This is a genomic window from Leptospira tipperaryensis (assembly GCF_001729245.1).
Taxonomy (GTDB): Bacteria; Spirochaetota; Leptospiria; order Leptospirales; family Leptospiraceae; genus Leptospira; species Leptospira tipperaryensis.
Genome location: NZ_CP015217.1, coordinates 1787183 through 1813613 on the forward strand (window position 1 = coordinate 1787183; position 26431 = coordinate 1813613).

22 protein-coding genes are annotated in these 26431 nt (G+C 44.0%); 14 read left to right on the plus strand and 8 right to left on the minus strand.

Translation table 11 applies throughout. From position 1 onward, the window contains the following. Window positions 1–112 precede the first annotated feature (112 nt). The 9 genes from A0128_RS08455 to A0128_RS08495 all read left to right on the plus strand — a co-directional run bounded on the left by A0128_RS08455 (window position 113) and on the right by A0128_RS08495 (window position 11825). The gene (locus tag A0128_RS08455) at window positions 113–751 is read left to right on the plus strand and encodes a TlpA family protein disulfide reductase (RefSeq protein WP_069607103.1); all 639 of its coding nucleotides are present in this window, start codon (window positions 113–115) and stop codon (window positions 749–751) included. Next, window positions 748–1431 carry a type 1 glutamine amidotransferase gene (locus A0128_RS08460; protein WP_069607104.1) on the plus strand — a complete coding sequence of 228 codons (684 nt, stop codon included), beginning with the start codon at window positions 748–750 and terminating at the stop codon, window positions 1429–1431. Before A0128_RS08455 ends, A0128_RS08460 begins: the two co-directional genes overlap by 4 nt. Window positions 1432–1482: 51 nt before the next feature. Further along, window positions 1483–4209 (plus strand): preprotein translocase subunit SecA, encoded by a 2727-nt coding sequence (gene secA, locus A0128_RS08465; RefSeq protein ID WP_069607105.1) that lies wholly within the window; start codon window positions 1483–1485, stop codon window positions 4207–4209. Window positions 4210–4238: 29 nt separating this feature from the next. Beyond that, window positions 4239–4691, plus strand: coding sequence for a hypothetical protein (locus tag A0128_RS08470; protein WP_156781910.1), 453 nt, complete (start codon window positions 4239–4241; stop codon window positions 4689–4691). Between the two features lie 102 nt (window positions 4692–4793). Next, window positions 4794–5162, plus strand: a complete 369-nt coding sequence (locus A0128_RS08475) for a hypothetical protein (protein WP_069607106.1) — start codon at window positions 4794–4796, stop codon at window positions 5160–5162. A gap of 157 nt (window positions 5163–5319) precedes the next feature. Continuing rightward, complete coding sequence (locus A0128_RS08480) at window positions 5320–6750, plus strand: TolC family protein (RefSeq protein ID WP_069607107.1); 1431 nt, start codon at window positions 5320–5322, stop codon at window positions 6748–6750. Window positions 6751–6752: 2 nt separating this feature from the next. Further along, complete coding sequence (locus A0128_RS08485; RefSeq protein WP_069607108.1) at window positions 6753–7751, plus strand: efflux RND transporter periplasmic adaptor subunit; 999 nt, start codon at window positions 6753–6755, stop codon at window positions 7749–7751. 1 nt (window position 7752) lies between these two features. Continuing rightward, entirely contained in the window at window positions 7753–8493 is a 741-nt protein-coding gene (locus tag A0128_RS08490; protein WP_069607109.1) for a hypothetical protein, read from the plus strand. Then, window positions 8490–11825, plus strand: a complete 3336-nt coding sequence (locus tag A0128_RS08495) for an efflux RND transporter permease subunit (RefSeq protein ID WP_069607110.1) — start codon at window positions 8490–8492, stop codon at window positions 11823–11825. Before A0128_RS08490 ends, A0128_RS08495 begins: the two co-directional genes overlap by 4 nt. Before the next feature lie 384 nt (window positions 11826–12209). Here the strand turns inward: A0128_RS08495 and A0128_RS08500 are convergent, their stop codons facing one another. The 6 genes from A0128_RS08500 to A0128_RS08525 form a co-directional block, all read right to left on the minus strand. Then, window positions 12210–12413, minus strand: coding sequence for a hypothetical protein (locus A0128_RS08500; RefSeq protein WP_069607111.1), 204 nt, complete (start codon window positions 12411–12413; stop codon window positions 12210–12212). A gap of 80 nt (window positions 12414–12493) precedes the next feature. Continuing rightward, window positions 12494–14128 carry an outer membrane beta-barrel protein gene (locus A0128_RS08505; RefSeq protein WP_083244206.1) on the minus strand — a complete coding sequence of 545 codons (1635 nt, stop codon included), beginning with the start codon at window positions 14126–14128 and terminating at the stop codon, window positions 12494–12496. Window positions 14129–14320: 192 nt separating this feature from the next. Further along, window positions 14321–15619, minus strand: a complete 1299-nt coding sequence (locus A0128_RS08510) for a CCA tRNA nucleotidyltransferase (RefSeq protein WP_069607113.1) — start codon at window positions 15617–15619, stop codon at window positions 14321–14323. Then, on the minus strand, window positions 15612–15962 hold the full coding sequence (locus A0128_RS08515; RefSeq protein WP_069609208.1) for a hypothetical protein: 351 nt from the start codon (window positions 15960–15962) through the stop codon (window positions 15612–15614). Before A0128_RS08515 ends, A0128_RS08510 begins: the two co-directional genes overlap by 8 nt. 31 nt (window positions 15963–15993) lie before the next feature. Beyond that, a complete protein-coding gene (locus A0128_RS08520; RefSeq protein ID WP_069607114.1) occupies window positions 15994–16383 on the minus strand; it encodes a ribonuclease HI family protein in 390 nt (129 codons plus the stop codon). Beyond that, window positions 16380–16697, minus strand: a complete 318-nt coding sequence (locus tag A0128_RS08525; RefSeq protein WP_069609209.1) for a hypothetical protein — start codon at window positions 16695–16697, stop codon at window positions 16380–16382. Before A0128_RS08525 ends, A0128_RS08520 begins: the two co-directional genes overlap by 4 nt. 126 nt (window positions 16698–16823) lie before the next feature. Between A0128_RS08525 and A0128_RS08530 the strand changes: the two genes are divergently transcribed. Genes A0128_RS08530 through A0128_RS08550 form a run of 5 tightly spaced genes read left to right on the plus strand, consistent with a single transcriptional unit; the run spans window position 16824 to window position 22561 of the window. Continuing rightward, entirely contained in the window at window positions 16824–17594 is a 771-nt protein-coding gene (locus tag A0128_RS08530) for an arginyltransferase (RefSeq protein WP_069607115.1), read from the plus strand. Window positions 17595–17651: 57 nt separating this feature from the next. Next, window positions 17652–18392, plus strand: coding sequence for an SDR family NAD(P)-dependent oxidoreductase (locus A0128_RS08535; protein ID WP_069609210.1), 741 nt, complete (start codon window positions 17652–17654; stop codon window positions 18390–18392). 28 nt (window positions 18393–18420) lie between these two features. Beyond that, window positions 18421–19926, plus strand: a complete 1506-nt coding sequence (locus A0128_RS08540) for an FAD-binding oxidoreductase (protein WP_069607116.1) — start codon at window positions 18421–18423, stop codon at window positions 19924–19926. 4 nt (window positions 19927–19930) lie between these two features. Continuing rightward, the gene (locus A0128_RS08545) at window positions 19931–21406 is read left to right on the plus strand and encodes a glycosyltransferase family 39 protein (RefSeq protein ID WP_069607117.1); all 1476 of its coding nucleotides are present in this window, start codon (window positions 19931–19933) and stop codon (window positions 21404–21406) included. A gap of 21 nt (window positions 21407–21427) precedes the next feature. After that, the gene (locus tag A0128_RS08550) at window positions 21428–22561 is read left to right on the plus strand and encodes a glycosyltransferase family 2 protein (RefSeq protein WP_069607118.1); all 1134 of its coding nucleotides are present in this window, start codon (window positions 21428–21430) and stop codon (window positions 22559–22561) included. Between the two features lie 153 nt (window positions 22562–22714). Here A0128_RS08550 and A0128_RS08555 read toward each other — a convergent pair whose 3' ends face one another. Together A0128_RS08555 and A0128_RS08560 are read right to left on the minus strand one after the other, a co-directional pair. Then, on the minus strand, window positions 22715–24337 hold the full coding sequence (locus A0128_RS08555; RefSeq protein WP_069607119.1) for an LA_3751/LA_3752 family putative glycosyltransferase: 1623 nt from the start codon (window positions 24335–24337) through the stop codon (window positions 22715–22717). Between the two features lie 9 nt (window positions 24338–24346). Further along, entirely contained in the window at window positions 24347–26341 is a 1995-nt protein-coding gene (locus tag A0128_RS08560; RefSeq protein WP_069607120.1) for an O-antigen ligase family protein, read from the minus strand. Window positions 26342–26431: the final 90 nt, after the last annotated feature.

Consider the following 26431-nt stretch of genomic DNA (forward strand, 5'->3'; position numbering starts at 1 on the left):
AGGATCTTTTTTCGGGACATCCAGGCAGGTCCGTGCCATTGTTTGGACCCAACCTGAGGTTCTTGTTTATTCCTTGAATTTAGAGCCGGAACGCTTTCCTCTGGTATTATCCATGAATTCGGAACCAGATTTCCGCCTTTTCTTTCCCTCCCTTACTGGAAATTATGTAGCATTGATGAACCGATTAACCCTCTTTCTAATTTTTGCCCTTTTTGTATTCCAATGTGCGCCTTCCGAACAACCCAATTTGGGAGTTCAAAATTTTCGGGGAATCACTTTGGACGGAAAGGAGATCAAACTTTCCGAAGTTACCGCGCCCCGTTTGGTTCTGAACGTTTACGGACCGAATTGTGTCCCTTGTATCAAGGAACTTCCGGCTCTCAACTATCTCTACCAAGAAATGCAAAAGGATCCTAAGATCCAATTCTACATGGTCGTTGATCCGGCTCTTTTTTTCGACGATCCCGAAACCATGTCGGAAGAAGACTTGCTTACAAAGGCAAAACCTTTGGTGCAAGAAGAAGCTCGTAAGTTTGGAATTCAAGTTCCGATTCTTCTTATGAAAAAACCGTTTCGTGTGAGTCGATCCGATTCCATCATTACGGGAACTCCGGAAACACTTCTTTTCAAAACAAAACCTTTCGTTCTCTATTATAATTTTATTGGACCGATCAGCGAAGAGGCCAATCCGGCAAAACTCATCTCCGATCAAAAAATTCTCTTTTTCAAAAGGATGGCCGGATCTTCATGAGAAGTTTGATCGTTCGTTTTAAAGACTGCGAAGGTCCAGGAATCCTTTTGGATTCTTTGAAAGAAAGAAATTATAGAATTTCGTATCACAACGCTTACGACACGAGAATTCAACCCATCCCGGACGCACATCTGATCTTTGATCTGATCGTTTTGTTGGGAGGTCCACAATCGGTCGCGGACCCGACGCTTTTTTCTTTTTTTGAACCTTGGTTCAACTTGGTGCGTTATGCGTCATCGATGCCCAATCGAAAGGTGATCGGAATCTGTTTGGGTTCTCAGATCATCTCCAGAGCGTTAGGCGGAGAAGTAAACGTAGGCGATAAGGGCCCGGAGGTCGGTTTTTCCGAAGTGAGCGTCCAGGATTCTCATCCGGTTTTAAACGGGACTTCTTCCTTTCCCGCCTTTCATCTTCACGAGGACGTGTTTACGATTCCGAAGGGCGGCAAACATCTTCTAAAAAGCGAGATGTATCCCAATCAGATGTTTTCTGTTCAAGATCGAATCTTTGGGGTCCAGTGTCATCTGGAAGTTACGGCTCCTATGCTCCAGGTTTGGCAAGGGGTTCACGCGGATTTTATTCGTTCCGCCGGTTGGGTTCCTGGACCCGATACCGAGTCTCTGAGGTCTCAGATGGAGACGTCAGGACGTAAAATATTCAATGCGATTCTCGATCTATGAAGTTCGGGATTCCACCAGCAACAATTCAATAACGTAATACGGAAAACTGATATGATTCAAAGCATTCTCCGGGTAATCCTTGGAAGCAAATTCGAAAGAGATATAAAAAAACTCATCCCGATCGTCCAGCAGATCAATTCTTTGGAAGATTCGATGAAGGCGATGAGCGACTCAGAACTTTCTTCGCAGACGGTCCGTTTTCGAGAGAGACTCGCGAAGGGAGAAACCCTGGACGCCATTCTTCCGGAAGCGTTTGCTACGGTGAGGGAAGCTTCCCTTCGTACGATGGGAATGCGTCACTTCGACGTTCAGATGATGGGCGGGATCGCACTCCACGGCGGTAACATCGCGGAGATGAAAACCGGTGAAGGTAAAACCTTAACTTCCACTCTTTCGGTTTATCTCAACGCACTCGCGGGTTTTGGGGTTCACGTGGTTACCGTTAACGACTATCTCGCAAAGCGGGACGCGAACTGGATGAAACCGATCTATGATTTCCTCGGGATTTCCGTCGGTGTGATTCAACACGATATGGATCACGAACAAAGAAAGATCGCTTATTCCGCGGACATCACATACGGAACCAACAACGAATTCGGTTTTGATTATCTCAGAGACAATATGGTTTCCCACAGGGATCATAAGGTTCAGAGATCTCATTTTTATGCGATCGTGGACGAGGTGGACTCGATCCTCATAGACGAAGCGAGAACTCCGCTCATCATCTCCGGTTCTTCCGATGAAACCACTGACAAATACGTTCGTATCAATAAGATCATTCCTAAATTGATCGTAGGCGAAGACTTCGAAGTGGACGAAAAGGCGCGTAACGTGCTTCTTTCGGAAAGAGGGGTTTCTCACGTGGAAGAAATTCTCGGGATAGACAACCTCTATGCTCCCGAAAACGTAGATTTGGTTCACCACGTTCATCAGTCTCTCAAAGCCCACAAGATCTTTCAGAAAGACGTGGACTACGTAGTTCAAGGCGGAGAAGTCATCATCGTGGACGAATTTACGGGTCGTCTGATGGCGGGAAGAAGATATTCCGACGGTCTTCACCAGTCTCTCGAAGCAAAAGAAGGTGTGACGATCGCAAAAGAATCTCAGACCCTCGCTTCGATCACCTTTCAGAATTATTTCAGAATGTATGACAAACTCGCGGGGATGACCGGAACCGCGGACACCGAAGCGGAAGAATTTAGAAAGATCTACAATCTTGACGTCATCGTAATTCCGCCTAACGTGACGGTTCAAAGAAAAGACTTTCCCGATCGAGTTTATAGAACCGAAAATGAAAAGTTCGAAGCCATCCTCGGAGAAATTCGCGATCTTCAGAGCAACAAACAACCGGTTCTCGTGGGAACGATTTCCATAGAGAAGTCCGAAGTTCTTTCCAGAATGCTCGCTTCCGCGGGAATTCAACACAACGTCTTAAACGCAAAGTTTCACGAAAGAGAAGCTGAGATCGTTGCAAACGCGGGAAAACCGGGCGCGGTCACCATCGCGACCAACATGGCGGGTAGGGGAACTGATATCGTTCTCGGTGGAGCTCAACTCTACAAAGAAAATCTGGAAACCTGGAAAGACGAAGACGATCTCGTAAGACAATTCAAGGAAGCCATCTTAAAACAAAATCTGGATCTGGCGGAAACGATCGCTCAGAAAATGGATTCCGGCGCGAAACAAAAAAGAGCCTCCGAAATTCTCGGGTCCATAAAAATTTGGAAAAAGAATCACGAAGAAGTTTTGAACGCGGGTGGTCTTCATATCCTTGGAACCGAAAGACACGAAGCAAGACGGATCGACAACCAGCTTCGCGGACGTTCCGGTCGTCAGGGAGATCCGGGTTCCAGCAGATTCTACCTTTCCCTCCAAGACGATCTGATGAGAATCTTCGGTTCGGATCGTATTTCCGGACTGATGAAATGGGCGAACATGCCGGAAGGTCAAGAGATCGAGAGTAAGATGGTGAGTAACGCGATCGCAAGAGCTCAGAAACGAGTCGAAGGTCATAACTTCGATATCAGAAAACATCTTCTCGAATACGACGACGTCATGAACCGTCAGAGAATCGTAATCTACAAAATGAGAAACGACGTCCTTGAAAACGAAGACATCGCTCCTCTCATTCTCGGGTTTATAGAAGAATCCGTTGAGAATCAAGTCGTCACTCACTGCGAAGGAAGTAATCCTTCCGCTTGGAATCTGGAAACACTGAACGAGTGGTTGGAAGGATTGGATCTCGACGTCAGAATCAAAGAAGAAGATTTCAAAAAAACAAAAAATCCTCAGCTCGCACTTTTTGATACGATCAACGCCGCTGCGAAAAAACGTTACGAAGCGAGAACGGAAAGTATCGGAAAGGACATCTGGAAACTCTTGGAAAGAAATATTTTCCTCGATATCCTGGATCATCGCTGGAAAGAACACCTCTATTCCATGGATCATCTCAGAGAAGGGATCTGGACCGTAGGTTATAGCGAAAGAAATCCTCTCGTCGAATACAAACTTCAAGGTTTTAGAATGTTCGACGTAGCGATCGAAAATCTAAAAAACGAAGTCGTCAACTTTCTCTTCCGAGTCGAAGTAACAGAAAATTCTAAACTACCCGAAGAGAAAAAAGAATATAAAAAAGTAGGTCAGGAAGTGACCGGTGGTTTTCCAACCTTGCAGGGCGGAAGTCCGAATTCTTCCCGTTCCAACGGATCTGCTGTTTCGGTAACAACGAGTTCCGGCGGCGGAACCGAAAGAAAAACGAGTCGGAGAAGAAAGAGGTGAGTTCCTTCACGAAGATTCTTCCTTTTCTTTTGGGGACAACGCTTCTCGTTTCCTGCGTAACTCCTCCGCCTCCAAAAGGATCTGCAAAACAGATCTTTGCGGATTGTATGGAAACCTTCGGGGACAAGGAGAAGTGTGAAAAGCTGGTTCTCAAACAACTCCTCGGATCCGGTCAGACGATCAATCCGGAAACCGGAGTCGCTGAAAATCAAACGGCGAGCGAACCGACCCTGGATCCTGAAATTGAAAAGAGTCTTAGGCTTCGCTCCGAAATCAAGGACACACTTCAGGGACAAAATCGGATCTTTGTAAAAGAATTTTTGGGAAATCCGGATCAGATTCAATTTAGAACCAATAGCGTCGAAGCCTTTATCTATTTTCGACCGATCAGTCGTTTCAAACCGGGAGCAAAGCCGGACGTCGAAATTAGAGTTCTGATGCGCAATGGAACCGTGGTTCGTGTGGAGCACATAGCCCCTTAAACCCATTTAAGACCTCACAAAACGCAATCGGTGCCTTATTTTCGAACAGAAGAACCGAAAAACATTTGTAGAGCTACTCCTACCTAAGAAATGTGGACTGGAATGCAGGTCCACTGGCTCAACAGACTTCTGATTCTCGCGCTCACGGCGGTAATTGTATTACCCTGTGAAGAAGACGGAACGTTTGACCTCGCATTTTTAGATGTCAAAGGATCGGAAGTTCATTCCGCTCTTGCAAAACGGATTGAGAAAAAAGAGACGACCGCTCAATTGCAGTGCGATCTGGATTCTCAGGAATTCGCTCTTTGTCTTAGAAGCCGCTACGACTTTTTAGATCTCGTTTTTTCCGATTTTTTCGAACTTTCCAAAACGGAAGTCGAATTCTTTCAGAGAAACTTCTTCGCTCCGAAAACTCAATACAACTATCTCCTTTCTTCCTTACTCCTCAATCTTCCTCCACCGATCGCTTAATTAGAATATTATAAAATTCTATCGTAAGAATTTTCCGAACGATAGATCTCCGTTTGGTGCGACGCACTAAATCGGAAGCGAATGCCCTTTTTTAGGGAAGATTGAATCTTGGAGAACCGTACCTCTTGATCCGCAAACAAATAAAACTGGCAAACTTATGAAAAAGATTTTCACGCTCTTAATTCTGCTCATACTGCAACCCATTCTTCCGGAAGAATCCAAAACGGCTTCTTCTCCTTCGAATGGGGAGCAACCAAGCCTTGGGATTCCGGCCACCTCCACTCAGTCGGAGAATCCGATTCAGGCCGAGGCGCCGAATGGAATCCCGATCGAGTTCAACTTGGATCTCAAAACCGCAGAAGAAAAGCTCTGGAGAAACAACCTCCTTTTGCTCGCTTCTCGTTTTAATATCGACGCGCGCAAAGCGGGAATCGAACAAGCGGGACTCTACGCAAACCCGAACATCTTTATCGATCAGAGTATCTTTGCGGAACCGACTCAGAGATACTTCGACTTCACTCGTTCCGGACAGACCGTTGTTCAAATTCAACAATTGTTTTTACTCGGCGGTAAGATCGGAAAACGGGTTCGTGTCGCGGAACTAAACGCTCGTATGAGCGAACAAGAATTCTACGATCTCGCACGCGGTCTCGTCACCAAATTGAGAAAACTTTTTTACGCGATCTATTACTATCGTCAGGCGATTACGTTTTACGATCAGAGTTTGGAAGCCCTCGGTAGAACCGTTTCCTCCGCCGAAATGGGTTACAAAAGAAGAGCGATCCTACAAGCGGAAGTCCTTCGTCTCAAGGCACTTTATTTCTTTCTCAAAAAAGAAAGAGAAGATTTGAATATTCGAATTTTGGAAAGAGAAGCGGATTTAAGAGTTTTGTTAAACGACGATTCTCTGAGAAGTTCGGACGTAAAAATCGTTCCGCAGATCAATGAAGACCATTTGGACTTTTTGGAACCCGCAAAGTTAAAACGGGACGAACTTTTGGAACTCGCAAGAAACAAAAGACCCGATCTCAAAAAAGCGATCCAAGCCCTTCGTTACGAAGAAGCCAACCTGGAATTGCAACACGCGAACGCGATTCCCGATCTCGCTTTTGGTCCGATGTACAACCGGGGTGGAACTGCCTTTCAAAACTATTGGGGGGTCACGGCTCAGTTGAACATTCCTATCTTTGATAGAAATCAGGGAAACATCAAGGCTTCGGAAAAAGCGATTCTTTCCAAAAAGCAGGAACTCAAAAACACTCTTTTGGAAGTGGAAAACGAAGTCGCAGTCTCCATTGAAACCGCGAGAGTCAAAGACAATCTCTATCGCAAATTTAGAAATACCTACACCAAGGAATATTTGGATCTTTCGAAAGACATGATTCTTAGTTATGAAAAACGTTATATTACGATTTTGGAATTTGCCGATTTTTTTGAAACCTATCGTTCCAGCGTCGTTGAAATGCTAAAACTGCAAACGGATCGTATGGACGCGATCGAGGGGATCAACTTCTCGGTCGGGCAGGGGATTCTTATCCCGAAACTTTCGGAACCCATACCCGTAACGAATCCAAAGAAGGAAGACTGACCATGAAATTACCTTTTACTAAACGCACAACATTCGTTCTTGGAATCGCCGCTATCATCGCCGTCGTTTCCCTCGCGATCCTCGGACTTTCCAAACGAGGAAAGCCGACGATTCATCCTCCGAGTAAAGCTATCGTTCACGACAAGGGAGAATGGATCGAATTTAAGGAAAACAGTCCCGGATTAGAGATTATAAAAACGGCTCAGATCGGTAAAGAAGGAGAATTCGTGGAAGTCGAGGCTCCGGCTCGTTTGATCGCTTCTTCTTCTCCCTCTATGAGCGGCGGTGAAAAGATTATTCTTTTTGAATCTGCGGATCTAAACGATCTGTATGTTGGTTATATTCATTCTAAAAATAGCCTGAACCGTTCTCGTAAAAATTTGGAACGGATCAAGGACATGTTCAAACATAGGGTCGCGACCGAAAAAGATCTGATCGAAGCGGAGACGGAATCCGAAAACGACGCGGCCGAACTCGCAGAATTTGAAGGGAAACTCCGCGCGGTCGGTTTGAATCCAGCAGAACTCAGAAACGCGAGCGCACTCAGCGCTTGGATCATCTGCGACGTTCCGGAATCGCAACTGCAAAGCCTGAAAAAAGGAAAAAAAGTAAAACTCAAATTTTCCAGCTTTCCGGAAACCGCTTGGACGGGAACCGCCGAGGCTTTGGGAGACAACGTGGATCCCACAACTCGAACGGTGAAAGTTAGAATCCTTGTGCGCAACGAAGGTTACGTTTTGAAACCCGGGATGTTTGCGACGGTCCGTTTTCCGGAAGATAGAAAGGGCGATACGGTAGTCATTCCGTTCACCTCCGTAATCACCGTGGAAAGCAGAAGTTATGTTTTTGTGGAAGAATCTCCTCGCGAGTTTTACAAAAGAGAAGTGATCTTGGGAACTTCCGGCGAGGAAAGAGTTACCGTTGTAGAAGGCCTTGCCAAGGGCGATCGAGTCGTCGTGGAAGGAACCATTCTTCTCAAGGGACTCAGCTTCGGATTCTAACATGAAAGATATTAAATTCTTAAGCGTAGTCATTATATCTGTTTTTTTGAATGTTTCTCTTTTGGGACAAACTCAAAAAAACGATTCTAAATCCGATCCTTCCCCGGAATGGGTGGAAGAACCGGACGGAAAAACTCGAATTGGAAAAGAAGGCCCGAATGAAAATTCTCTCAAAGGAAAACCTCTTCCGAATTCGACAAACTTTCTAGTTTACGGCGCGAGCATAGGCTCTCCCGGAAGTATCAACTTCAACGTTGGTTATTACTACAAGGATATCGTACTTCGGGCTTCCGGCGGGAGATGGAATCCGCATTGGTGGGGCGGTCAGGTCGATATCGGTTATAGTTTCTGGAAAACTCCGGTAGTCGCACATAGCGTTTCTCTTGTATTCGGAAAGTTTGAAGTAGATCCTTTTCAACCGGAAGTCGGCCGTGGTGGTCAGAACTCCTATCCTTCCGGCTCTTCCTTTCCCGGTTATAGTCATAGGGATCCTACATACGAAGATTTGATCATTCGCTCTTATGTGACGGAACAAAATCCGACCTTGGCTTTGTATCTGGAACACGAAAGTCGAGACAGACAAAAAGTTCATCTAAATCAGCAATACGTGGGTTTGACCTACGACTTTCTCTTGGGAAATTTTTTCCTTCAGTTGGGTGGTGGAATCGGGAAAGGGGATTATAAAAATCCGCAACTTCTTATTCAAATCGGTTATCTCTTTGATACGAGGTCTTCGGAATGATTCGTAATTTAATTGAAGTTGTACTTCGTTACCGTATAGCCACTCTCGCCGCGACGATCGCTTCCATCCTTTTCGGAACCTGGGCTTGGATTGATATTAGAAAAGAAGCATATTCTGATATCGCGGACACTCAGGTGCGCTTGATCGCTAAGTTTCCGGGTAAGGCGGCAGTGGAAGTGGAAGAGCGAGTCACGATTCCGATTGAAAGGGTCTTGAATGCGATCCCGAAAGTCGCCGTGAGAAGATCGAGAACGATCAACGGTCTCGTCGTATTTCAGTTCGTTTTTGAAGACGGAACCGACGATTATTTTGCAAGGACGAGACTTCTGGAAAGGGTTCGTGATGCGGACATTCCTGCGGAAGTGGAACCTTCGCTCGGACCGATGAGTTCTCCCGTCGGAGAAATCTTTCGATACGTTGTGGAATCGAGCGCGAACCACACTCCGATGGAACTCAGAACGATCCAAGACTGGGTGATCATGCCTAAGATGTTACAGATCCCCGGGATCGCGGACGTCGTCACCTTCGGAGGTTTGCCGAAACAATACCACGTAGTCACAACTCCGGATAAGTTGATTCGTTACAAACTCACGATCAACGACGTAATCAGCGCGATTCAACAAAACAACCTGAACACGGGTGGAAACCTTCTCTTACAAGGGGAACAAGGATTTCCGATTCGTTCCTTGGGTGCGATCCGAGATCCGAAACATATCGAGAACATCGTAGTCAAAACCGTAAACGGGGTTCCCGTTTTTATTCGCGATTTAGGAACCGTTGAAATTTCACATCCGATTCCGAGCGGCGTCCTCGGTTATACCGTCCAGAACGATCAGGAAGGCCTGATCGACGTGGATTCTTCCGTTCAGGGTCTTGTCGCCATTCGAAGATGGGGTGATCCGAATATTATGGGAGAAAGAATCAAAGCTCGAGTCAAAGAGATCAACGAGAACTATCTTCCTGACGGGGTTCAGATGAGAACCACGTATGACCGTACCGATCTTGTGAACTACACGTTACGCACCATTGGTAAAACTTTGGTGGAGGGGGTCATAGTCGTAAGTTTGGTTTTGATCTTCTTTATTGGAAGTGTAAAGGCTTCGATGGTCGTGGTTGCTACGATTCCGTTTGCGATGCTTTTTGCATTTTTGATGATGAATCTTACCGGAATTCCTGCCAGCTTACTTTCGTTAGGCGCTATCGATTTTGGAATCATAGTGGACGGCGCGGTGATCATGGTCGAGAATATCATGCGCCGTTACCGCGACGCGTCTTCTTCGGATAAGACAAAAGGAATCATTCGATTTACGGTGGACGCGGCTTCGGAGGTGGGAACCGAGATCATATTCTCCATTTTGATCATCGTACTTGCCTATCTTCCGATTTTCTCTTTTGAAAGAATCGAAGGACGTCTTTTTAAACCCATGGCGTTTACGATTTCTTTTGCGATCTTGGGCGCTTTGATTTTTGCTATGACCGCGATTCCAGTGATGATGTCCTATATCTATCGGAATTATTTCGAATCCGCAAATCCGGGACCGATCGAATGGCACAATCCGATCTACGAATGGGTGGAACATAAATACGCGAGACTGATCGAATATCTTGTAGAAAGATCGAAGAGGGTCGTAACGATTTGTTTTTCAGTAGTAGGCACGTTACTCGTTATTGGTGGGTTATCGCTTGGAACCGAGTTTCTACCCGAAATGGACGAAGGCGGTTTTAACTTAAGAATTTTCTTTCCCGTAGGAATCTCCTTACCGGAATCCAGAAAGTTTATTCCGAAAATCAGACAGATGATCTATAAGAATGAACAGGTCAACGTAGTAATATCTCAGCTCGGAAGAAACGACGACGGAACGGATCCGCTTCCTCCGAACCGACTGGAAGTCCTCGTGGGTTTAAAAGACTACGACGACTGGAAGGAAAAGATCACCAAACAGGAATTACTTCTCAGAATGAGAAACGATCTGGAAGCGGGGCTTCCGGGTGCAAGAGTGAGTTTTTCGCAACCGATCATGGATAACCTTTCCGAGGCGATCATGGGAACGATCGCGGATCTCGCCGTTTTCGTATCCGGAAACGACTTGAAGATAATGCGACAGATTGGGGATGAAATTCTCGAGATCGTAAAAGATATGAAGGGCGCGAGTGAATATGGAATCGAACAGGAAGCCGACAGTTCTCAGTTGACGATTCGAATCGATCGAGAAGCCGCAGCCCGTTTTGGAATCAACGTGAGCGATATCCAACAAATGGTGGAAGCCGCGATCGGGATGCAAAGAATCGACACCCTCTACGAAGGACCTTCGGACATTCCTCCAAAGATTCCGGCCCGTTTCGGGATCGTAGTCCGATTTTCAAAAGACTACAGAACTTCTCAGAGAGCGATCGAAAACATGCCGATCATTTCTCCCAAAGGAGAAAGGATTCCTCTTTCTGAAGTCGCACAGGTGACTTTAGAAGAAGGGCCGACGATGATCTTTCGCCAAGAGGGAAGAAGGACCGTCACCGTTCGAACCAACATCCGAGGAAGAGACCAGGGTGGTTTTGTCGCCGAGTTGCAAAATCGAATAAAACAAAAAGTCAAACTCCCCGACGGTTACGAAGTTCGGTACGGAGGGCAGTATGAAAACCTTTCTCGAGTAGGAACCCGTCTTATGATGGTGATTCCGGTTACGATCGCGATCATATTTGCGGTTCTTTATCTACTTTATAAAAACTTTAAGTATGTCTACGTGGCTCTCGCTTGTTTGCCTCTTTCTCTTGTGGGAGGAATTTATGCGCTTCTGCTTCGAGGTTATTACTTCAACGTTTCCGGAGGCGTGGGATTTATTTCCCTTTTCGGAATCGCGACGATGTCGGGGGTTCTATTCGTCTCGAGGACCAATCATATCTTAGCGGAAGACGACGACCTCAGTGTCAGAGAAGCTGTGAAGAAGGCAGCGGTGATCCAGCTTCGGCCTATGCTCATGACGATGCTTTTGGCGCTTCTAGGTCTGATTCCGGCTACGCTGGCTTCCGGAGTCGGATCCGACGTTCAAAGACCTCTGGCAACCGTGATCGTGGGCGGTCTGTTCTCGGCGCTTTTCTTGGTCCTAACGGTGCTTCCTTCTCTTTACCTGATTTTAGTAGGAGAAAGAAAAACTTACGGAGTTCAGAAGAAGTCGAATGAACCTTTGGAACCATATTCTTATTTGGATCAATATACGATCGAAGAGTACGAGGAAGAGGAAATAACTTTGCCAAAATCGAATGGGAAAAAGAAAGCTTCCTTGGTAAAGGATAAGAAGGGGAAGGCGAGTTCTTCCAGTAAGCCGAAGAGAAAATAAACTTTGATTTTAGAATCTATTCGGGTTCTCAAAATCCTTTTTTCGTCCTTTGGAAAGCCAGTTCCGAAATTTCGGTTTCTTTCTAAGGGACGAAAGTTCCGCAAAGATTCACCCCGCACGTGTGAAGAAAAGAATTCATTCTTCCGGCAGACGAAATCCCTCTGAAAAAAAGATTGAAATCGGACTTAAAGTCCGTCCGAAGTAGAATTGTCTAACAATCTATCTCTGAGCTTGCTCATTGGAAAAACTTCAATCGGGATTTTTTAGTGATGATCGAACTTAAAAGAACGGGAAGAGTTAGGGATTAAGAAACCATTTCTGAATTTATCACGATTTGCGAAATAAAAAGAAAGGAAGAACCGGCTCCCTAAGAAGCCGGAAATTTTATCGGAGTACTAGATAATATTCGGAAATGTATAAAAGCTGCTGCTCGGTTAAAAGATCTTCCGTAGCAAAGGGAAGGGAAGGATCCATTCCTTTATTTCGAACTTTTTTCCTTTGAATTTCTTTTCCAATCGTAGTCTCGGAGTTCGAAACAAATTCTCTCCAGGACTCTTTTGTTTTTTGTAAGATCTCATTGAATTTCATACTGCTTTCTCTTTTTAAAAAAGGCGCTCCGTTAAAGAGCGCCTTTTATACTTCATAACTAAGGATATTGAATCTAAGTCTTAGAACTTCGCAACAACACCTAAAGTCAAACCGTACTGGTGATCTGATTTCTCACCGCTTTGATTTACGAATTGTTTACCGGTCGCCCAGTCTCTACGCAAATCGAGTTTGATTAACAAGTTTTCGGTAAAGTTCCACACAGGAGTTACAGTAAAAGTTTTGTATTGTCCTGCGTTTCTTGTTCCACTGTAATCCTTGTAATCGTCGCTCATTGCTTGTAAAACTTGCGCTTGGGTAATTCCATACGCTCCGGTAGTAGGGTTTGCGGCTAATGCCGCTACTACTGCGTCTGCAATCGCTGCATCGGTCGCTTTTTTGTAATCGCTCAGATAAGTATTCGCTCCCATGAAAGGATTGAAAGTTGTCAAAGCGCCGTTGTTGTGTTTATCGTCGATATACTCGGCACGGACGTTCACACCCCAAGCTTCGTTGATTTTAAACTTAGCAAAAATACCATAAGCTTTGTAGGTAGTTTTGACGTCGCGTTTATTGTTTAAACCGTAGAAAAGGGTATCCTTGTTGAAAACTTCCGAGCCAGTTCCATCGACGTTGTAACGTTTTTGATCCAAGCCATTGTTTGCAAGACTTCCGGATTTTTCACTCCAAGTATAGTCTAAGTCAATTGTGATCTTATCAGTCGGAGTAATCGACAAGATTGCATGGTTCATGAACCAGTAGTCTTTGTCGTATTTCGCTCTTTGTGGATTGGAAACATTGTATTTTCCGATGTTAGGATCTCCAAGAGCAGTTGCTAATTCTGTAGCTAAAGCTGCTTTCGTTGGATCTACACGAGCTCCGGCGTTATCACTGGAATACAAAGTATTCCAAGTAATCGAGAGTTTATCTTCGATCAATTGACCTTTTATCTGGGTACCTACTGCTTTTCGTTCGGTAGCTCCTTCTAAAAGGAAGTTCTTGGAGGAAGCAAACGCTGCATTCTTTGTCGGATCTCCGATTGTGGTCTGCGGTGATGTATAACCGGTACCTATTCCACTGTTGTAGATATAAACGGTTCCAGCCCATTTATCCGTAAACTGTGTGGTCAAGCGTGCACCGGTGTGAATGAAAGGGATCGTGTTTTGGAAGATGGCCCCTATCGAGTAGTTCGGGTTACTCATGGATTCGAGAACCTCGTAACCGATATGCGTAGCCATTTTACCTACGTCCAAAGTCATCCCTTTGAGCACTGGAAAATACATACTTATATATGCTTGTTTTAGCATATTGTAGTTGTAAGTAGCGTTATTCTGAGTGTAAGGGTTTTCTTGATAAGGGTTGTTTAAACCGTTTTGAAAATCGACCCGAAATCCCCAAGGAGAACTTTTCTCAGCAGCCTTTTGAACTGTAAGCGCCGCAGCATTCACTGCGAAGTTCTTGTTATTGGTCTCGAAGGCACGGGTGGAATCGATATCATTTCCTTGTTTCGGGTTCAGGTTGTACATGTAATACACGTCAACAAACCCGGAAAACTCAACCTGATCATACCATTTCTTATCTTCTGGCTCGGCCGCTTTGGCCGGCGCGGGTGCTACTGCCGCTTCTGCTGCAGGCTTTTTCCCAGTCTGGGCAAAGACTTGGGAAGTTCCTACAAGGCAGAGGACAGAAGCAACGAGGCTTAATGTTTTTATTCTCATCATTCTCCTAAATCTCCTATGCCCATTATATGCAAGATGTATGCCAACGCCTAAAAAAGGGAATTTAGCTGAAAAATACGCAGATTTTTGTAGATCTAAAGGATTAGGGTGCTTAGGGAATAGGACAAGGCTGAATAACGGGGCATTTTATTGGGACAAATGCCTAAAAAATAGACATATTTGAATTAGGGTTTAAGCGGGAATGAGGGCGAGAAGGATTTCCTTTTGATTTTCGGAAGGGTTTTCCAGGACATGAGACAGAAGTTTTGCAAGAACCGTTCCCATTTCCTTGGGAGGAAGCTTGGGTCTGTGTTTGAGAATGTCTTCTCCCCGAAGGGCGAGCTCGGTGACAAGAAGGGCCTGCGGTTCTTTTGCGAGTTTCAGGACGCGAGAAGAATCTAAGACGGATTGAAGAGAGGGTTCATACACAAAACAAAGTTTGAGGATATGTTCGAGGACGATCCAAAGGTTCTCACGGGTCGCATGGACGCAGGTCGGATGCAAAAGAATTTTGCGGAGTTCCGAGTCGCTGATTTCGTTTTGGTTCTTCCACTGGAGAATCTTTGTTAGAATTTCCGCAAAGAAAATGGAATCCTTTGTGTTGTGATTGGAATAGCGAAGATCTTTTAAGAACTGTTTGGAATGAGATCCGACTGCAAACGAGCCAAACAACCAGGCGTGCAAAAATGTTAAACGAAGACTCAAAGGAAACGCGGGAATCTCCTTCATTCTTTTTGCGGCGCTTTCGTTCTCGTTTGGGTAGAGGACAACGTTTGTAAACAATTCTAAGATTTGAAATTCTTTGAAAAGTTTGAGAGAGGGAAACGGATTTTTACTCTTGAGGGTTTTGTTGAGTTCGTCGTGAACTCTTTCTCTCGAAACCTTTGCGGTGATGTTTCTACAAGTGCGGATCGCTTCGGCCGTATGTGGATCCAAGGAGAATCCGAGGCTACTCACAAAGCGCAGAGCACGGATGGGCCGGAGACCGTCCTCTGTAAATCTTCCGATCGGATCTCCGATCGTCCTTATGATTTGATTTTGTATGTCCTTGATTCCCTCGTGTTCGTCGATCAGAACCTTTTTTTCCAAGTCGAGCGCGAGTGCGTTCATCGTAAAGTCTCGGCGTTTCAAATCTTCACTCAAGGAAACTCCGAATTCTACGCTTTCCGGTCTTCTTCCGTCCACGTAGTCCGCGTCTTTTCGAAACGTAGTTACCTCGTAGGCTCGATCTTGGACGAGGACCGTGACGGTTCCGTGTTTGAGTCCTGTGGGAACCGTTCTTTTGAAAAGAGAAAGAATCTGTTCTGGTAAGAGAGACGTCGTGAGATCGAATTCTTCCGGTTTGACGTTGAGAACTAAATCACGGACGGAACCGCCGACGACGTAACATTCTCCGCCTGCGCCCCGGATCGTTTGTGTGAGAAAAAGTATATCGGAGCGAAAGGGTTCGGGGATTTTCCCGATCAAAACGGAAGGATCCAGCTCAGTCATTTTGAATCATTTTCTTCCAGAGATTTCCGTATCGGTCGCGAAGGGTTGTGTTGTTTTCCAAAATCCGATCGATCTTTTGTTTCCATTCCGGATCGACCGTAATTTGACTAAAGGGAAGTTCCGTTTTTTCGGAAAGGATTTTGTCGATTCCTAACGCGGTCTTTTCGGTCGCAAACGCGCAGAGTTCTTTGGTATCCGGGGTTTCCTTTTCAGAAAGACAGAGAAGAAGCATCTCTTCAAACTTTTCTTCCTTTTGGAGGGAGAGGAGTTTGTTTTTGAGGGCGTTCCCACATTCCAAAAAAAGTCCGAGCGCGAAGAATAGAATCCAGATTCTTCTTAAAATTGAAACGTCTGCGGGAATACGCCGTTGGGTTTTATTTAGAAAAGGCTTCGTTGGCGAGTCTATCGGCGAGTGCGTTTTTTTCACGGGGAACATGGGTAATCTGGAAAGATTGTAACGTGGAAACGAGTTTGTCCACTTCCTTTTTGTATTCCAAAAGATTGGGATGTTTTACCTTGTATCTTCCCGTCACTTGTCGAACCACGAGTTCGGAATCCATAAACGCGTGAACGGATTCGTGTTTTCTGCGAATACATTCTTCCAGACCTCGTTTGAGCGCCGACCATTCAGCGACGTTGTTGGTGGCGTCTCCGATTCTTTCCGAAATGGTGAATTCTTCTTTGTTGTCAATAAGACCGGCGACTCCGATCGAGGACGGACCGGGGTTTCCCTTGGACGCTCCGTCACAATAGATCTGGATCAAGAATTCTTATCTCCTCGAAAGAGATCCATCACGAACAAAACCGGTTTCCAGATAAGAATGTAAAACAACAAAAGTCCTCCTTTTACAAAGACGCTCAAGAAATTTAGGATGAATTCTAAACTCCAGCTTGTAAAAGAATCCGTGGCTTCGGGGAATAAAAAGGTGAATCCAAAAAGAAGAATCCCGAGTCCGAGAAGTACAAATTGTAAGACCGCGTTTCCGAGGAGAAAGGACGTAAGACTGGCCAGAGTGAAAAATAGCGCTAAGCGAAGTCCGCGTTTTTTGATTTCGAAGTTCATAAAAAGACTGTGCATTTCCGAGTTTTTTGATCCTTGCACGAAATTGAGTTTCTTTGCCATGTTGAAAACAACCGCGTCTTTCGTCGAGTTTTCCCTAAAAAACTTTACGAGTCGGGTCGTTTGTGACATGCTTTTCCAAAGATGATCCAACAAAAACTCCAAGACCTCGTGGATTCGCTTCCGATCAGTCCGGAGCGAAATTGTTCTTACTATTCGGATCGTCCTAGTCAAATTCAATATCTACCGTTTCATGGAGAGATCGCAAAGGAAGCCCTTCAGTTTTTTTTCGATTCCGGTTTTAGAAGAACGGGAAACATTCTCTATCGAGCGTCTTGCAACGGTTGTAGAGATTGTTTGAGTTATAGAATGCCCTTGGATCTTTTTGTTCCCAGTAGAAACCGCAGAAGACTTTTGAAAATCAATTCCGACTTGAGAATTCGTTTCGCTCAACCGGAACTCACGAGCGAAAAAGAAATTCTCTATCTCCGTTATCAAAGATCCCGTTATGAAAATTTTGTAAGTGGAGAATCCGATCAGGAACTCTTAGAAGGAATGCGTTGGAATCTTTTTGGTTATCCCGAAAATTCTTTAGAGATGACTCTATCGTTGGAGGAAAGGATCGTAGGCTTTATGATTCTGGACGTGGCCTCCGATTCTCTCTCGGCCGTGTATTCGGTGTATGATCCTGATTTTTCGGATCGAAGTCTGGGGAGTTTCGCCATTCTTTGTTCCATTCTCCACGCGCAGAAACTGGGAATGAAGTTCTATCATCTTGGCTATTATCTTCCGGGACATCCCGATATGGATTACAAAAAGTATTGGGCGCCCTCGGAAATTCGGGAACCGGACACAAATCTTTGGATCCAATCGGAAGAGTTTCAAAAAAAGCACCCGGACTTTCCTTGGAGTTAGAATTCCCACTCTAAATCATACTTGTCAGTTCCGTTTCTTCCCGTAAAACGGATGAATATGGCAAAAAAAATCATCGTCGTTGGTGCATCTAGCGGAATCGGAAAAGAACTCTCCATCCTTCTTTTGGAACAAGGACATACGGTGACTCTGGTCGCTCGTCGTGATAAGGAATTAAAATCCATCGCGGCTCCTTTTAACACTTCGAAAGAAACAAAAGCATTTATTATCAAACAGGACGTTACCAATTTCGATCAGGCGGACTCCGCGTTTCAAAAAGCTGTAAAATCCATGAAGGGTCTCGACGAGATCTACTACGCATCCGGAATCATGTATGATATCCAGCCGGAAGAATTCGATACTACAAAAGACATCGAGATGTTAAACACAAATCTTCTCGGCTGTGTCGCTTGGTTGAATCCGGCGGCATTCTATTTTCAAAATCAAAAGAGCGGAAAAATCATCGGAATTTCTTCGATCGCCGGAGATCGCGGAAGAAGAGGGAATCCGGTTTATAATACTTCGAAAGCGGGAATGAATACGTATCTCGAAGCGCTTCGCAATCGTCTCGGAGTATTGGGAATCCAAGTGCTCACCGTGAAACCCGGTTTTATCGATACTGCGATGACACAAGGATTGAAAGGACTCTTCTGGTTGATCTCGGCAAAAGAAGCAGCTTCTATCATTCTCAAAGCGGCCGACGGCGGAAAGGAATGTATCTACGTTCCGGCGCGTTGGGGACTCGTGGGACTAATCATAAGAATGATTCCGTCTTTTATCTTCAAACGTCTTTCTATTTAAGCCTGAATCGATTGAAAGGGTAAACACTATGGCAACTGCATCCAAAGCTTCTGCGAAGAAGAAGACCGCTTCTTCTAAAACTGCAAATGCAAAACCGGCGAAGACAAAGAAGTCTTTCGTTGACATTCATCTTCCGGAGGCGACGAAAGTAGAAGCCTGGGGAATGAATCACCATTCGATTTCTCCGGTCGTCTTCCCGGAAAAAGAAGAGGATTTTAAAAATCTATTTGCTTACGCGGAAGAGAAAAAACTCAAGCTGACCTTTCGCGGAGGCGGGTGCAGTTACGGAGACGCGGCGACCAACACAAAGGGAGTCGTGATCGATATTTCGAAATACAATCGAATCTTAGAATTCAACGCAAAGACAGGAATTCTCAAAGCGGAATCCGGTGTAACGATCAAACAACTCTGGGAATTCGGAATTGAAAAAGGATATTGGCCTCCGGTTGTAAGCGGGACCATGTTTCCGACGTTAGGCGGAGCTCTTTCGATGAACATTCACGGGAAAAATAATTTTGCCGTGGGTCCGATCGGGGATCATATTCAAGAGTTCACCTTTATGACTCCGGATGGAAAGGTTCTTACCTGTTCTAGAAAGAAGAATCAGGATTTATTCTTCGGAGCCATTTCCGGCTTTGGAATGTTAGGCGCTTTTTTGACCGTAACGATTCAGTTAAAACATATCTACGCGGGTAAGATGAAAGTATGGCCCGTGGTCAGTAAAAATCTTCAAGATATGTACGACTATTTCGAAAGGGAATACAAGAATTCGGATTATCTCGTAGGTTGGGTGGACGCCTTTGCATCCGGAAGTTCTCTGGGAAGAGGACAGATTCACAAAGCGGTTCATTTAAAGAAGGGAGAAGACCCAGAGTTCCCCGAAAATTGTAAATTAGAAAATCAGAATCTACCAACCACGTTCCTAGGAATCATTCCTAAGTCATGGATGTGGATCTTTATGCTTCCATTCTCCAATAATTTGGGAATGCGTCTTGTGAACTTTGCCAAGTTCATTTCGGGTTATCTTACAAACAACAAACCTTATATGCAAGGCCACGCGGAATATGCGTTCCTTTTGGATTACGTTCCGAATTGGAAGTTTATGTACAAACCCGGGTCGATGATTCAGTATCAGAGTTTTATTCCGAAGGAAAACGCGGTGGATGCGTTCTCGGAAATTTTGAGAATCTGTCAAAAAAGAGGAATTATCACTTGGCTCGCCGTATTTAAAAAACACAAACCCGATCCGTTTTTACTCACTCACGCGTTGGACGGATATTCGATGGCAATGGACTTTCCCGTAACTTCAGGAAACAAAAAGAAATTATGGGAACTCGCGGGTGAGTTAGACGAAACCGTATTGAAATTCGGTGGTAAGTTTTACTTTGCAAAAGATAGCACCCTTCGACCGGAAATCGTACAGAGGGCCTTTCCAAAAAAGAATTTGGAAGCTTTTCACGCGTTAAAAAAGAAATACGATCCGAAAGGAATCCTCGAAACCGATCTCTATAGAAGAATCATGGGAATCTGGTGAACGGATGAGTCGTGTGAAGGCGTATTTTAGCGAACTAAAACGAAATCAGGATCTCAAAGTATTTCTTTTTATCTTTGCGTTAGGCGCCTTCTTTCGTCTTTTTAGGTTGGATCTTCAGAGTCCCTGGGAAGACGAACTCTTTTCGATTCGAGCTTCCTCCCAATCTTCTCTGGTAAAACTTTGGGATTGGATGAAGAATGATCCGCATCCGCCCTTATATCAGACACTTTTGTTTTTTTGGTTTCAGACTTTTTCTCCGACTGTTTTTTTCGGAAGGTTGCTCAGCGCCATCGCCGGACTCCTGGTCCCTCTTGCATTCTATGTCTTCGCTCCTAAAACTCTGAGCGGAAGAATGAAGGTTTCCGTCGCCGCGTTACTCGCGCTTTCCACCGGGCTTATCTATTATTCGCAGGAGCTCAGATCTTATAGTCTTCTCGTTTTGTTTTGTACGATCCAACTTGCGTTTGTACTTCGATCCGTGTATGAAAATGGAAATCAAAGGAAGATCTATCTAACCGTTTTGGTAATATCTCTTCTTGCTTCTTACACTCATTTTTTCGGGTTTATCTGGTCGGCGTCCGTCTTTCTTGGGTTGTTTGTTTCCAGTTGGATTTTTACAAAGAAATTTCCGAAAGAGGAGTTCCTCTTAGGAATCGTTTTTGCGATTTTGTTTCTTCCAGCCTTGTATCTTCTTTTTAATTCGGATAAGATCGGAATCGCTTCCTGGATTCCGGAAGCTGGTTTTACCGCGTTTGTAGTCTTTTTTGATTTGATCTTTCATTCCGGAATTCTCAAAAAATTCATTCCCGGGATCGTCGCTTCTTTGGCCTTGCTCGTCGGTTTTGCCTCTCTTTACTTTCGCAAGAATCAGGGCGAGACGGAGACTACAAGTTTAGAAACAGAACATAAGAAATCTGTAATTCTTCTTTTTATCACTCTTTTGATCTTTTCGATCGTGATTGGAGTTCTTTCCGCGATTCAACCTTTGATCACCGCGAGAAATCTTTTGGTAACGAGTCCGGCGTTGTATTTTTTAATCGCGACCGGCTTTTCTCTTTTTCCGATCTACAAAGGAAAACGTCTGGAATCGGTCTTGATTCTTATCTCCTTGGTTTCTCTCTATTATTTTACGCGTCATTTTTATAAACCATACAAAGAACAGTGGAGAGAAAGTTCCCACTATATTATTTCCGAAGTAAAAGATCATCCGGAAGAATATACGCTTCTTTGTTCTTCTCATGCCTACAACATGGAATACTTTTTAAAGACGGCTGAGATCACGGGGATCACCCCAAAAATCTACAGCAGAGAAGAAGCCGATCTTTTTATCAAGGATCCGAAAAGAAAGAATCTTGTGATATTGGAAACGTCTTGGAAATACCTGGATTCGCAGGAAGTAGACGCGTTGTCTACAAAGAAGATATATGATCGAAACGATCGATTGTTTTACGGAATGAGAGTGATCGTAATCCGTAAGTAAAAAATTCCGGAATTTTAAACTATGAAGAAAAAAAATATTACCTACGTCATTCCATGTTTGAACGAAGAAAGAACACTTCCTTTGGTTTTAGAGAAGTTAGTAAAACTGAAAAAAGAACTGAAACAATACAACGTCGAAATTCTTGTTTCCGATAACGGAAGCGAAGACAAGTCGATCGCAATTGCAAAAAAGTTCGGCGCAAGGGTTGTGAACTGTAAAGAACGAGGTTACGGCGCGGCTCTCAACTTCGGAATTACGAACGCCACCGGTGAAATCGTAATTTTTGCGGACGCGGACAATACATACGACTTTCTGGAATCTCCGGCTCTTCTTGCGGAGATGGAAAAGGGAGCGGAGTTTGTGATTGGATCGCGTTTGAGCGGGAAAATTCATCAGGGTGCGATGCCGTTTTTGCACCGTTATCTCGGAACCCCGGTGATCAACTGGATTATCAATCTATTATATTCAAAAAAAGGAAATCGTGTCCAAGACGCAAATTCCGGTTTTCGTTGTTTTCTGAAAAAGAAATATCTCGAATGGGAAATCGAAAGTACCGGAATGGAATTCGCCTCCGAAATGCTCGTAAAAGCTCTGAGAAGCGGAGTGAAACTATCGCACGTTCCGATCAGCCTATATCCTGACGTTGCGGGAAGAATCCCTCACTTGAGAACTTGGAGAGACGGGATGAGACATCTTTTACAGATCCTCATCCATTCTCAGCAGTTGTTCTATTATTCGGGTTTGGTTCTTTTTCTTACGGGTTGGGCGATCACGCTCGTCGGATATTCAACTGGAATCATCGCGGTCGGACCGTTTCATATCTTCGGGATTCATTCTCTCACCGTTCTGCTGTTAGTCGCAACTCTGGGGCAAACCGTATGGGCCATCGGACTTTTTCTGGCGGCTAGAAAGACTTCCGAGTTGGGTTTTTATTCTAAGTTAAACAATCTTTCGGAAGATCTTTTGTTTTGGTATTCCGCGAGAATGATTTTGTTCGTCGTTCTCTTGTTCGGTTTTATCGTTTTTCGTTGGTGGAGAAATTCATTTCAAGTTTTGGATCTCGAAAAAGAAATTTTGATGATCAGCTTCTTGAGTGTACAGATTCTAAATCTCATCGGACAAACCATCACCGCGCATCTATTAAAAAGAACATAACTCAAACCCCCATAGGGGGTGAGTTAGCCAAAAGCCTGCGTGCGCGTCGGCTTTTGGTTCTTGACGCAAGTCAAGAAATAGAGCGACGTATCTATTACCAAAACGTTTTCAATCAACGACTAACGAGTGCAAATGAAAGCCCGCGGCTTTATCTTACTTTAACGAATACGTTTTAAGAGTAAAATCCAGAACTTTCTTCTGATCCTTTAACTTGTAAAACCGAGTAGAATCCGGAAAACGAACCGCGATTTTTTCTTTGTATTGTTTCTCGGGTAGGTTTGGATCCTTGGGTGGTTCGAGATCATACTCTAAAACGGAATACGATTCGATCTTTTGATTTTTTAGAATTTCTTCTAAATCCATTGCGTCCTTAGATGTATTCACAGACAGATGGATTGCGGTGAGATAAGAATAACCGATCAAATAATTGGTGAATTGACCTTTGTGAACGATAATCTTTCGTTTTTGAAACTCACTTTGAATTTCGTTGTAAGGCGAGATCGCCCCAAAAAGAATCTTAAATCCTTCTCTTGTAAACTTATAGTTGTAGTATAAACTGCAAGTCGCTATAAGCGCGAGAACGATTCCTGCTTTCGGATACTCAACACTTCTATGATATAGAAATATAAAAATTCCCGCAGAGAGAAAAATAAAACCCGATTCTAAATATCTCAAACCGAAGTGATGAACGCCGGCCGTATAAGGACTTAAAAACGAAATGGAGAAGACGGTTCCGAGTCCTACGATTCCGAGCAACGATTCTCCGGAAAGTGTCTTTTTACGAATCAGATTGGAAAGAATGCCGAGGATGAGAATCGCATACGGCGCGGCTTTTAAAAAACCGGTTTTTGTCTCGTCCCCGAAAAGATAACCTTGAAAGATCGAAATCTGTTTTGAGAGCGAAAACTGACTGACCGCGTCTCCGGAACTTACGAGAAATCGAATTCCCATCGGATGACCAGAATATACAAAATTTAAGAATCCGATGGAAACGAAAGCCACGGTTGCACCTAACGCGGAGAAGATTAGATATTCTCTGAGATTCTTTCTGGTTTCTTTTTGAAAAAAAGAAAGAAAACCGAAAAGAAAGATCGGGAAAGCGGATTCCGTTCTGAGAAAGAAAGCGGTGACTGCTATTAGTCCGGAAATACAGGAGAATATTCTAAAGTTAGAATGTTCCGATGGTTCTTTCGTTTTGATTAGGTCTGCAAAGAGGGATCTGATTACTAAGAGTCCGAAAGTAAGAAGAAGCAAGTTATTCAGTGGAACCTCGGAAAATTCTTCCGAAGAAAGAACAGGAAAACTAAGACCAAACGGAATCAAGGTGCTGATTAAAATGACCCAGGCTTGTTCAATAAATAAAGAGAGAATGAGATCAAAGACGATCATACAAGCGAGCAGACAAAGAAGCGGCAAAAAAGTAATGATCTTAGGGCCTAGGAGATAGGCGGGCAAGCCGTTGACCAAGGCTAAAATCGGCGGATACTGAAAGAGGCAGTTGCCTTTTGAGTTTTCCTTTAGAAAGGCCCATGGATAATCAAACGGAAAAAAACGAAAGTCCGGATCCAAATTTTTTCCGGGATAGGTGCATTCCGATTTCGAAATTGCGCCCAACCCATTTTGAGCAAAGGCTATCGTCTGGTAGTATTTGATTTCAGAGTCGCTCGAAACAAAAGGAAACTGACGATCCAGTTTAGAACGATTGAATATAAGAAATCCAAAAACGAGTAGATAGAGAGAGTATCGAACGTAGCTGTGAGTCAGTCGTTGTAACATCTTAAGATTTTATTCCGTAAAAATGATATGAAATGGATCCGTCTTTTTTGCTTCCCCGAGTTCTTGTCGGATATCCAAATTAGGTTCGTTCTTTTTTAAAAGGTCGGCCTTTTCCTTTCTACAAGCGGAAGAATACGGATTCTGACGGATACATCTTGTGAGTAAGGATTGGGAGAGCGTTTGGTACTCCGGTTTTTTTCTAAGAATCAGGGACGCTAAGACGAGACTTTCTTCCGAACGAATCCATTTTTCGTTCTTGACGATCTCTTCGATCGGATAGGAAACTTTTTTTCGCTTTCCGATCGTATTCTTTTCTTTGTATATTAGAAAATTATCAAGTTCGATTTCGTTCTGGACGGATGCGAGAATCAAGTTTCTCAGTCTTTGTTCCCAGGTGATCTGAAAACAAACCAAACCTAAAATAAACAAACCTACGTAAAAAGAGAATTGAAAAAGGCGTTTTTCCGTCCGTATGGACCGATTTTTAAAGCCGTATTTTATCTGTAACAAAGAAACGCAGAGAACGAGAGGAATGAGAAAATGTTGTTCTCCAAGATTAAAATCAAAGAACTCGTGAAATGCGACAAAGAGAAAAAGGCAGGAGATAAAAATTCCTAAATTTGCAGTTTCTCTCGTTTTAGAACGAAGCATCTTATAAGAAAGATACACGAATTGAAACGCGATTCCAAGAAAGACAACGGATCCTAAAATTCCAAAACTAGTATAGGCTTCGACGTAGAGATTATGAGCTTGCGGATAAGAACGAAAGGAATGCAAGAAAAGATAAAAGTCCTCGTAACCGATCGTTCCTGGATGTATGCCGGGGAGATGTGCCAAAAGGGAATCCGCGTCCGGGCCTAGACCGAAGATGGGCGCATTATGAAAGACGGATTGAAAGTGAAAGGTCCAGAGAGAAAAACGAATCAAGAGGGTTTCCGGATTGAAGTAACGAGTAATCGATTCTCCGGGTATAAAAAAATACGTTCCAAGTCCGAGGATCAATAAACCAAAAACAGTCGGAACGAAAACCTTAGTAAAAGAAACTTTTTTGCCTAAACGCAAAAGAAGAAAATAGATCCCTGCTACGAGAAAAGCCAACATGCTCGCTCTGGAATGATTTAGAAACGTTAGATATATCGCCGCCGCCGCGCCCGGAATGAGAACGGGAGAAAACCAAGGAAACTGGAAAGCGGTGTATAACGTGACAATCGTTGTAAGCGCCGAGATGACCGCAATGGAAGAGACCGGAAAGCCGGCGTAGGTTAAAAGAAGCGGCGGCTCCAAGATTGGAAAGGGCCAGATCGTATGAACGGCGGAAAAAAGATTGATCGTGTTTAAGAGTAGATCGAAGGAAAGGATCAAGAGAAGACCCTTTTTAATCCCTCTGCTCGGGTAAGCTGAAACTAAGAAAAAGATTCCGGTTCCGGAAAGAAGAAGAGAGAGTTGTAGGAATCCTGCCTGTGCTTTGTAAGACAGAAGCGACGAAATCAAAACCAAAAGAAAAAAGACGGTGATGATCCCGTGAAGTTTTTGAAATCGAATTCTTCTCGGAGCCAGATATAAAAAGGAAGCTAACACAAATATCAAAAGAGGAATCGATTTGATGCTCGAAAACAGAGGAGGAGAAGAGGCAAAAGCAACCGTATGAATAAAAAGAAAAATAGGAGGAACGTTTTTTAAAAAAAGAAAAATGGAAAACGAAAAGGCTGCGACATACAGAAGTTTCAAATTCGATTTTTGAGGAAAGTAAACAACAGGTGCGCGGTTGATTCCGTTGACCGTCGAAATCCCGATGAGCAGAAGACAGGCCAAGAAAAAGATCGGATGAATTCGGTTTAATTTTTTCTTCCAAGCGAGCGCGGAACAAAAAAACCAGACAAAGAGAGTGAATACCAAACTGTCTCTAGAAAGAGCTGGATTCGAGGGATCGAAAAAAAACAAAAAGCCGAAACAAAAACAGAGTAGGATGAGAGGTAAAATTTTTAAATTGAGAAACTGGCTCATTTCAGTTTTTGTAAGGTCAATGAAAAGAAGATATATGCAGGCTATCTTCGCTCCCCATTTTTAGCAATCAAGATTCATGGTGATATAAAT

What these genes read in the sequence shown, in the direction of transcription:
- A0128_RS08455 (WP_069607103.1), top strand. Translation starts at nt 113, where the DNA reads ATGAATTCGGAACCAGATTTCCGCCTTTTCTTTCCCTCCCTTACTGGA.
- A0128_RS08460 (WP_069607104.1), top strand. Translation starts at nt 748, where the DNA reads ATGAGAAGTTTGATCGTTCGTTTTAAAGACTGCGAAGGTCCAGGAATC.
- secA (WP_069607105.1), top strand. Translation starts at nt 1,483, where the DNA reads ATGATTCAAAGCATTCTCCGGGTAATCCTTGGAAGCAAATTCGAAAGA.
- A0128_RS08475 (WP_069607106.1), top strand. Translation starts at nt 4,794, where the DNA reads ATGCAGGTCCACTGGCTCAACAGACTTCTGATTCTCGCGCTCACGGCG.
- A0128_RS08480 (WP_069607107.1), top strand. Translation starts at nt 5,320, where the DNA reads ATGAAAAAGATTTTCACGCTCTTAATTCTGCTCATACTGCAACCCATT.
- A0128_RS08485 (WP_069607108.1), top strand. Translation starts at nt 6,753, where the DNA reads ATGAAATTACCTTTTACTAAACGCACAACATTCGTTCTTGGAATCGCC.
- A0128_RS08490 (WP_069607109.1), top strand. Translation starts at nt 7,753, where the DNA reads ATGAAAGATATTAAATTCTTAAGCGTAGTCATTATATCTGTTTTTTTG.
- A0128_RS08495 (WP_069607110.1), top strand. Translation starts at nt 8,490, where the DNA reads ATGATTCGTAATTTAATTGAAGTTGTACTTCGTTACCGTATAGCCACT.
- A0128_RS08500 (WP_069607111.1), bottom strand. Translation starts at nt 12,413, where the DNA reads ATGAAATTCAATGAGATCTTACAAAAAACAAAAGAGTCCTGGAGAGAA.
- A0128_RS08505 (WP_083244206.1), bottom strand. Translation starts at nt 14,128, where the DNA reads ATGAGAATAAAAACATTAAGCCTCGTTGCTTCTGTCCTCTGCCTTGTA.
- A0128_RS08510 (WP_069607113.1), bottom strand. Translation starts at nt 15,619, where the DNA reads ATGACTGAGCTGGATCCTTCCGTTTTGATCGGGAAAATCCCCGAACCC.
- A0128_RS08525 (WP_069609209.1), bottom strand. Translation starts at nt 16,697, where the DNA reads ATGCACAGTCTTTTTATGAACTTCGAAATCAAAAAACGCGGACTTCGC.
- A0128_RS08530 (WP_069607115.1), top strand. Translation starts at nt 16,824, where the DNA reads ATGATCCAACAAAAACTCCAAGACCTCGTGGATTCGCTTCCGATCAGT.
- A0128_RS08535 (WP_069609210.1), top strand. Translation starts at nt 17,652, where the DNA reads ATGGCAAAAAAAATCATCGTCGTTGGTGCATCTAGCGGAATCGGAAAA.
- A0128_RS08540 (WP_069607116.1), top strand. Translation starts at nt 18,421, where the DNA reads ATGGCAACTGCATCCAAAGCTTCTGCGAAGAAGAAGACCGCTTCTTCT.
- A0128_RS08545 (WP_069607117.1), top strand. Translation starts at nt 19,931, where the DNA reads ATGAGTCGTGTGAAGGCGTATTTTAGCGAACTAAAACGAAATCAGGAT.
- A0128_RS08550 (WP_069607118.1), top strand. Translation starts at nt 21,428, where the DNA reads ATGAAGAAAAAAAATATTACCTACGTCATTCCATGTTTGAACGAAGAA.
- A0128_RS08555 (WP_069607119.1), bottom strand. Translation starts at nt 24,337, where the DNA reads ATGTTACAACGACTGACTCACAGCTACGTTCGATACTCTCTCTATCTA.
- A0128_RS08560 (WP_069607120.1), bottom strand. Translation starts at nt 26,341, where the DNA reads ATGAGCCAGTTTCTCAATTTAAAAATTTTACCTCTCATCCTACTCTGT.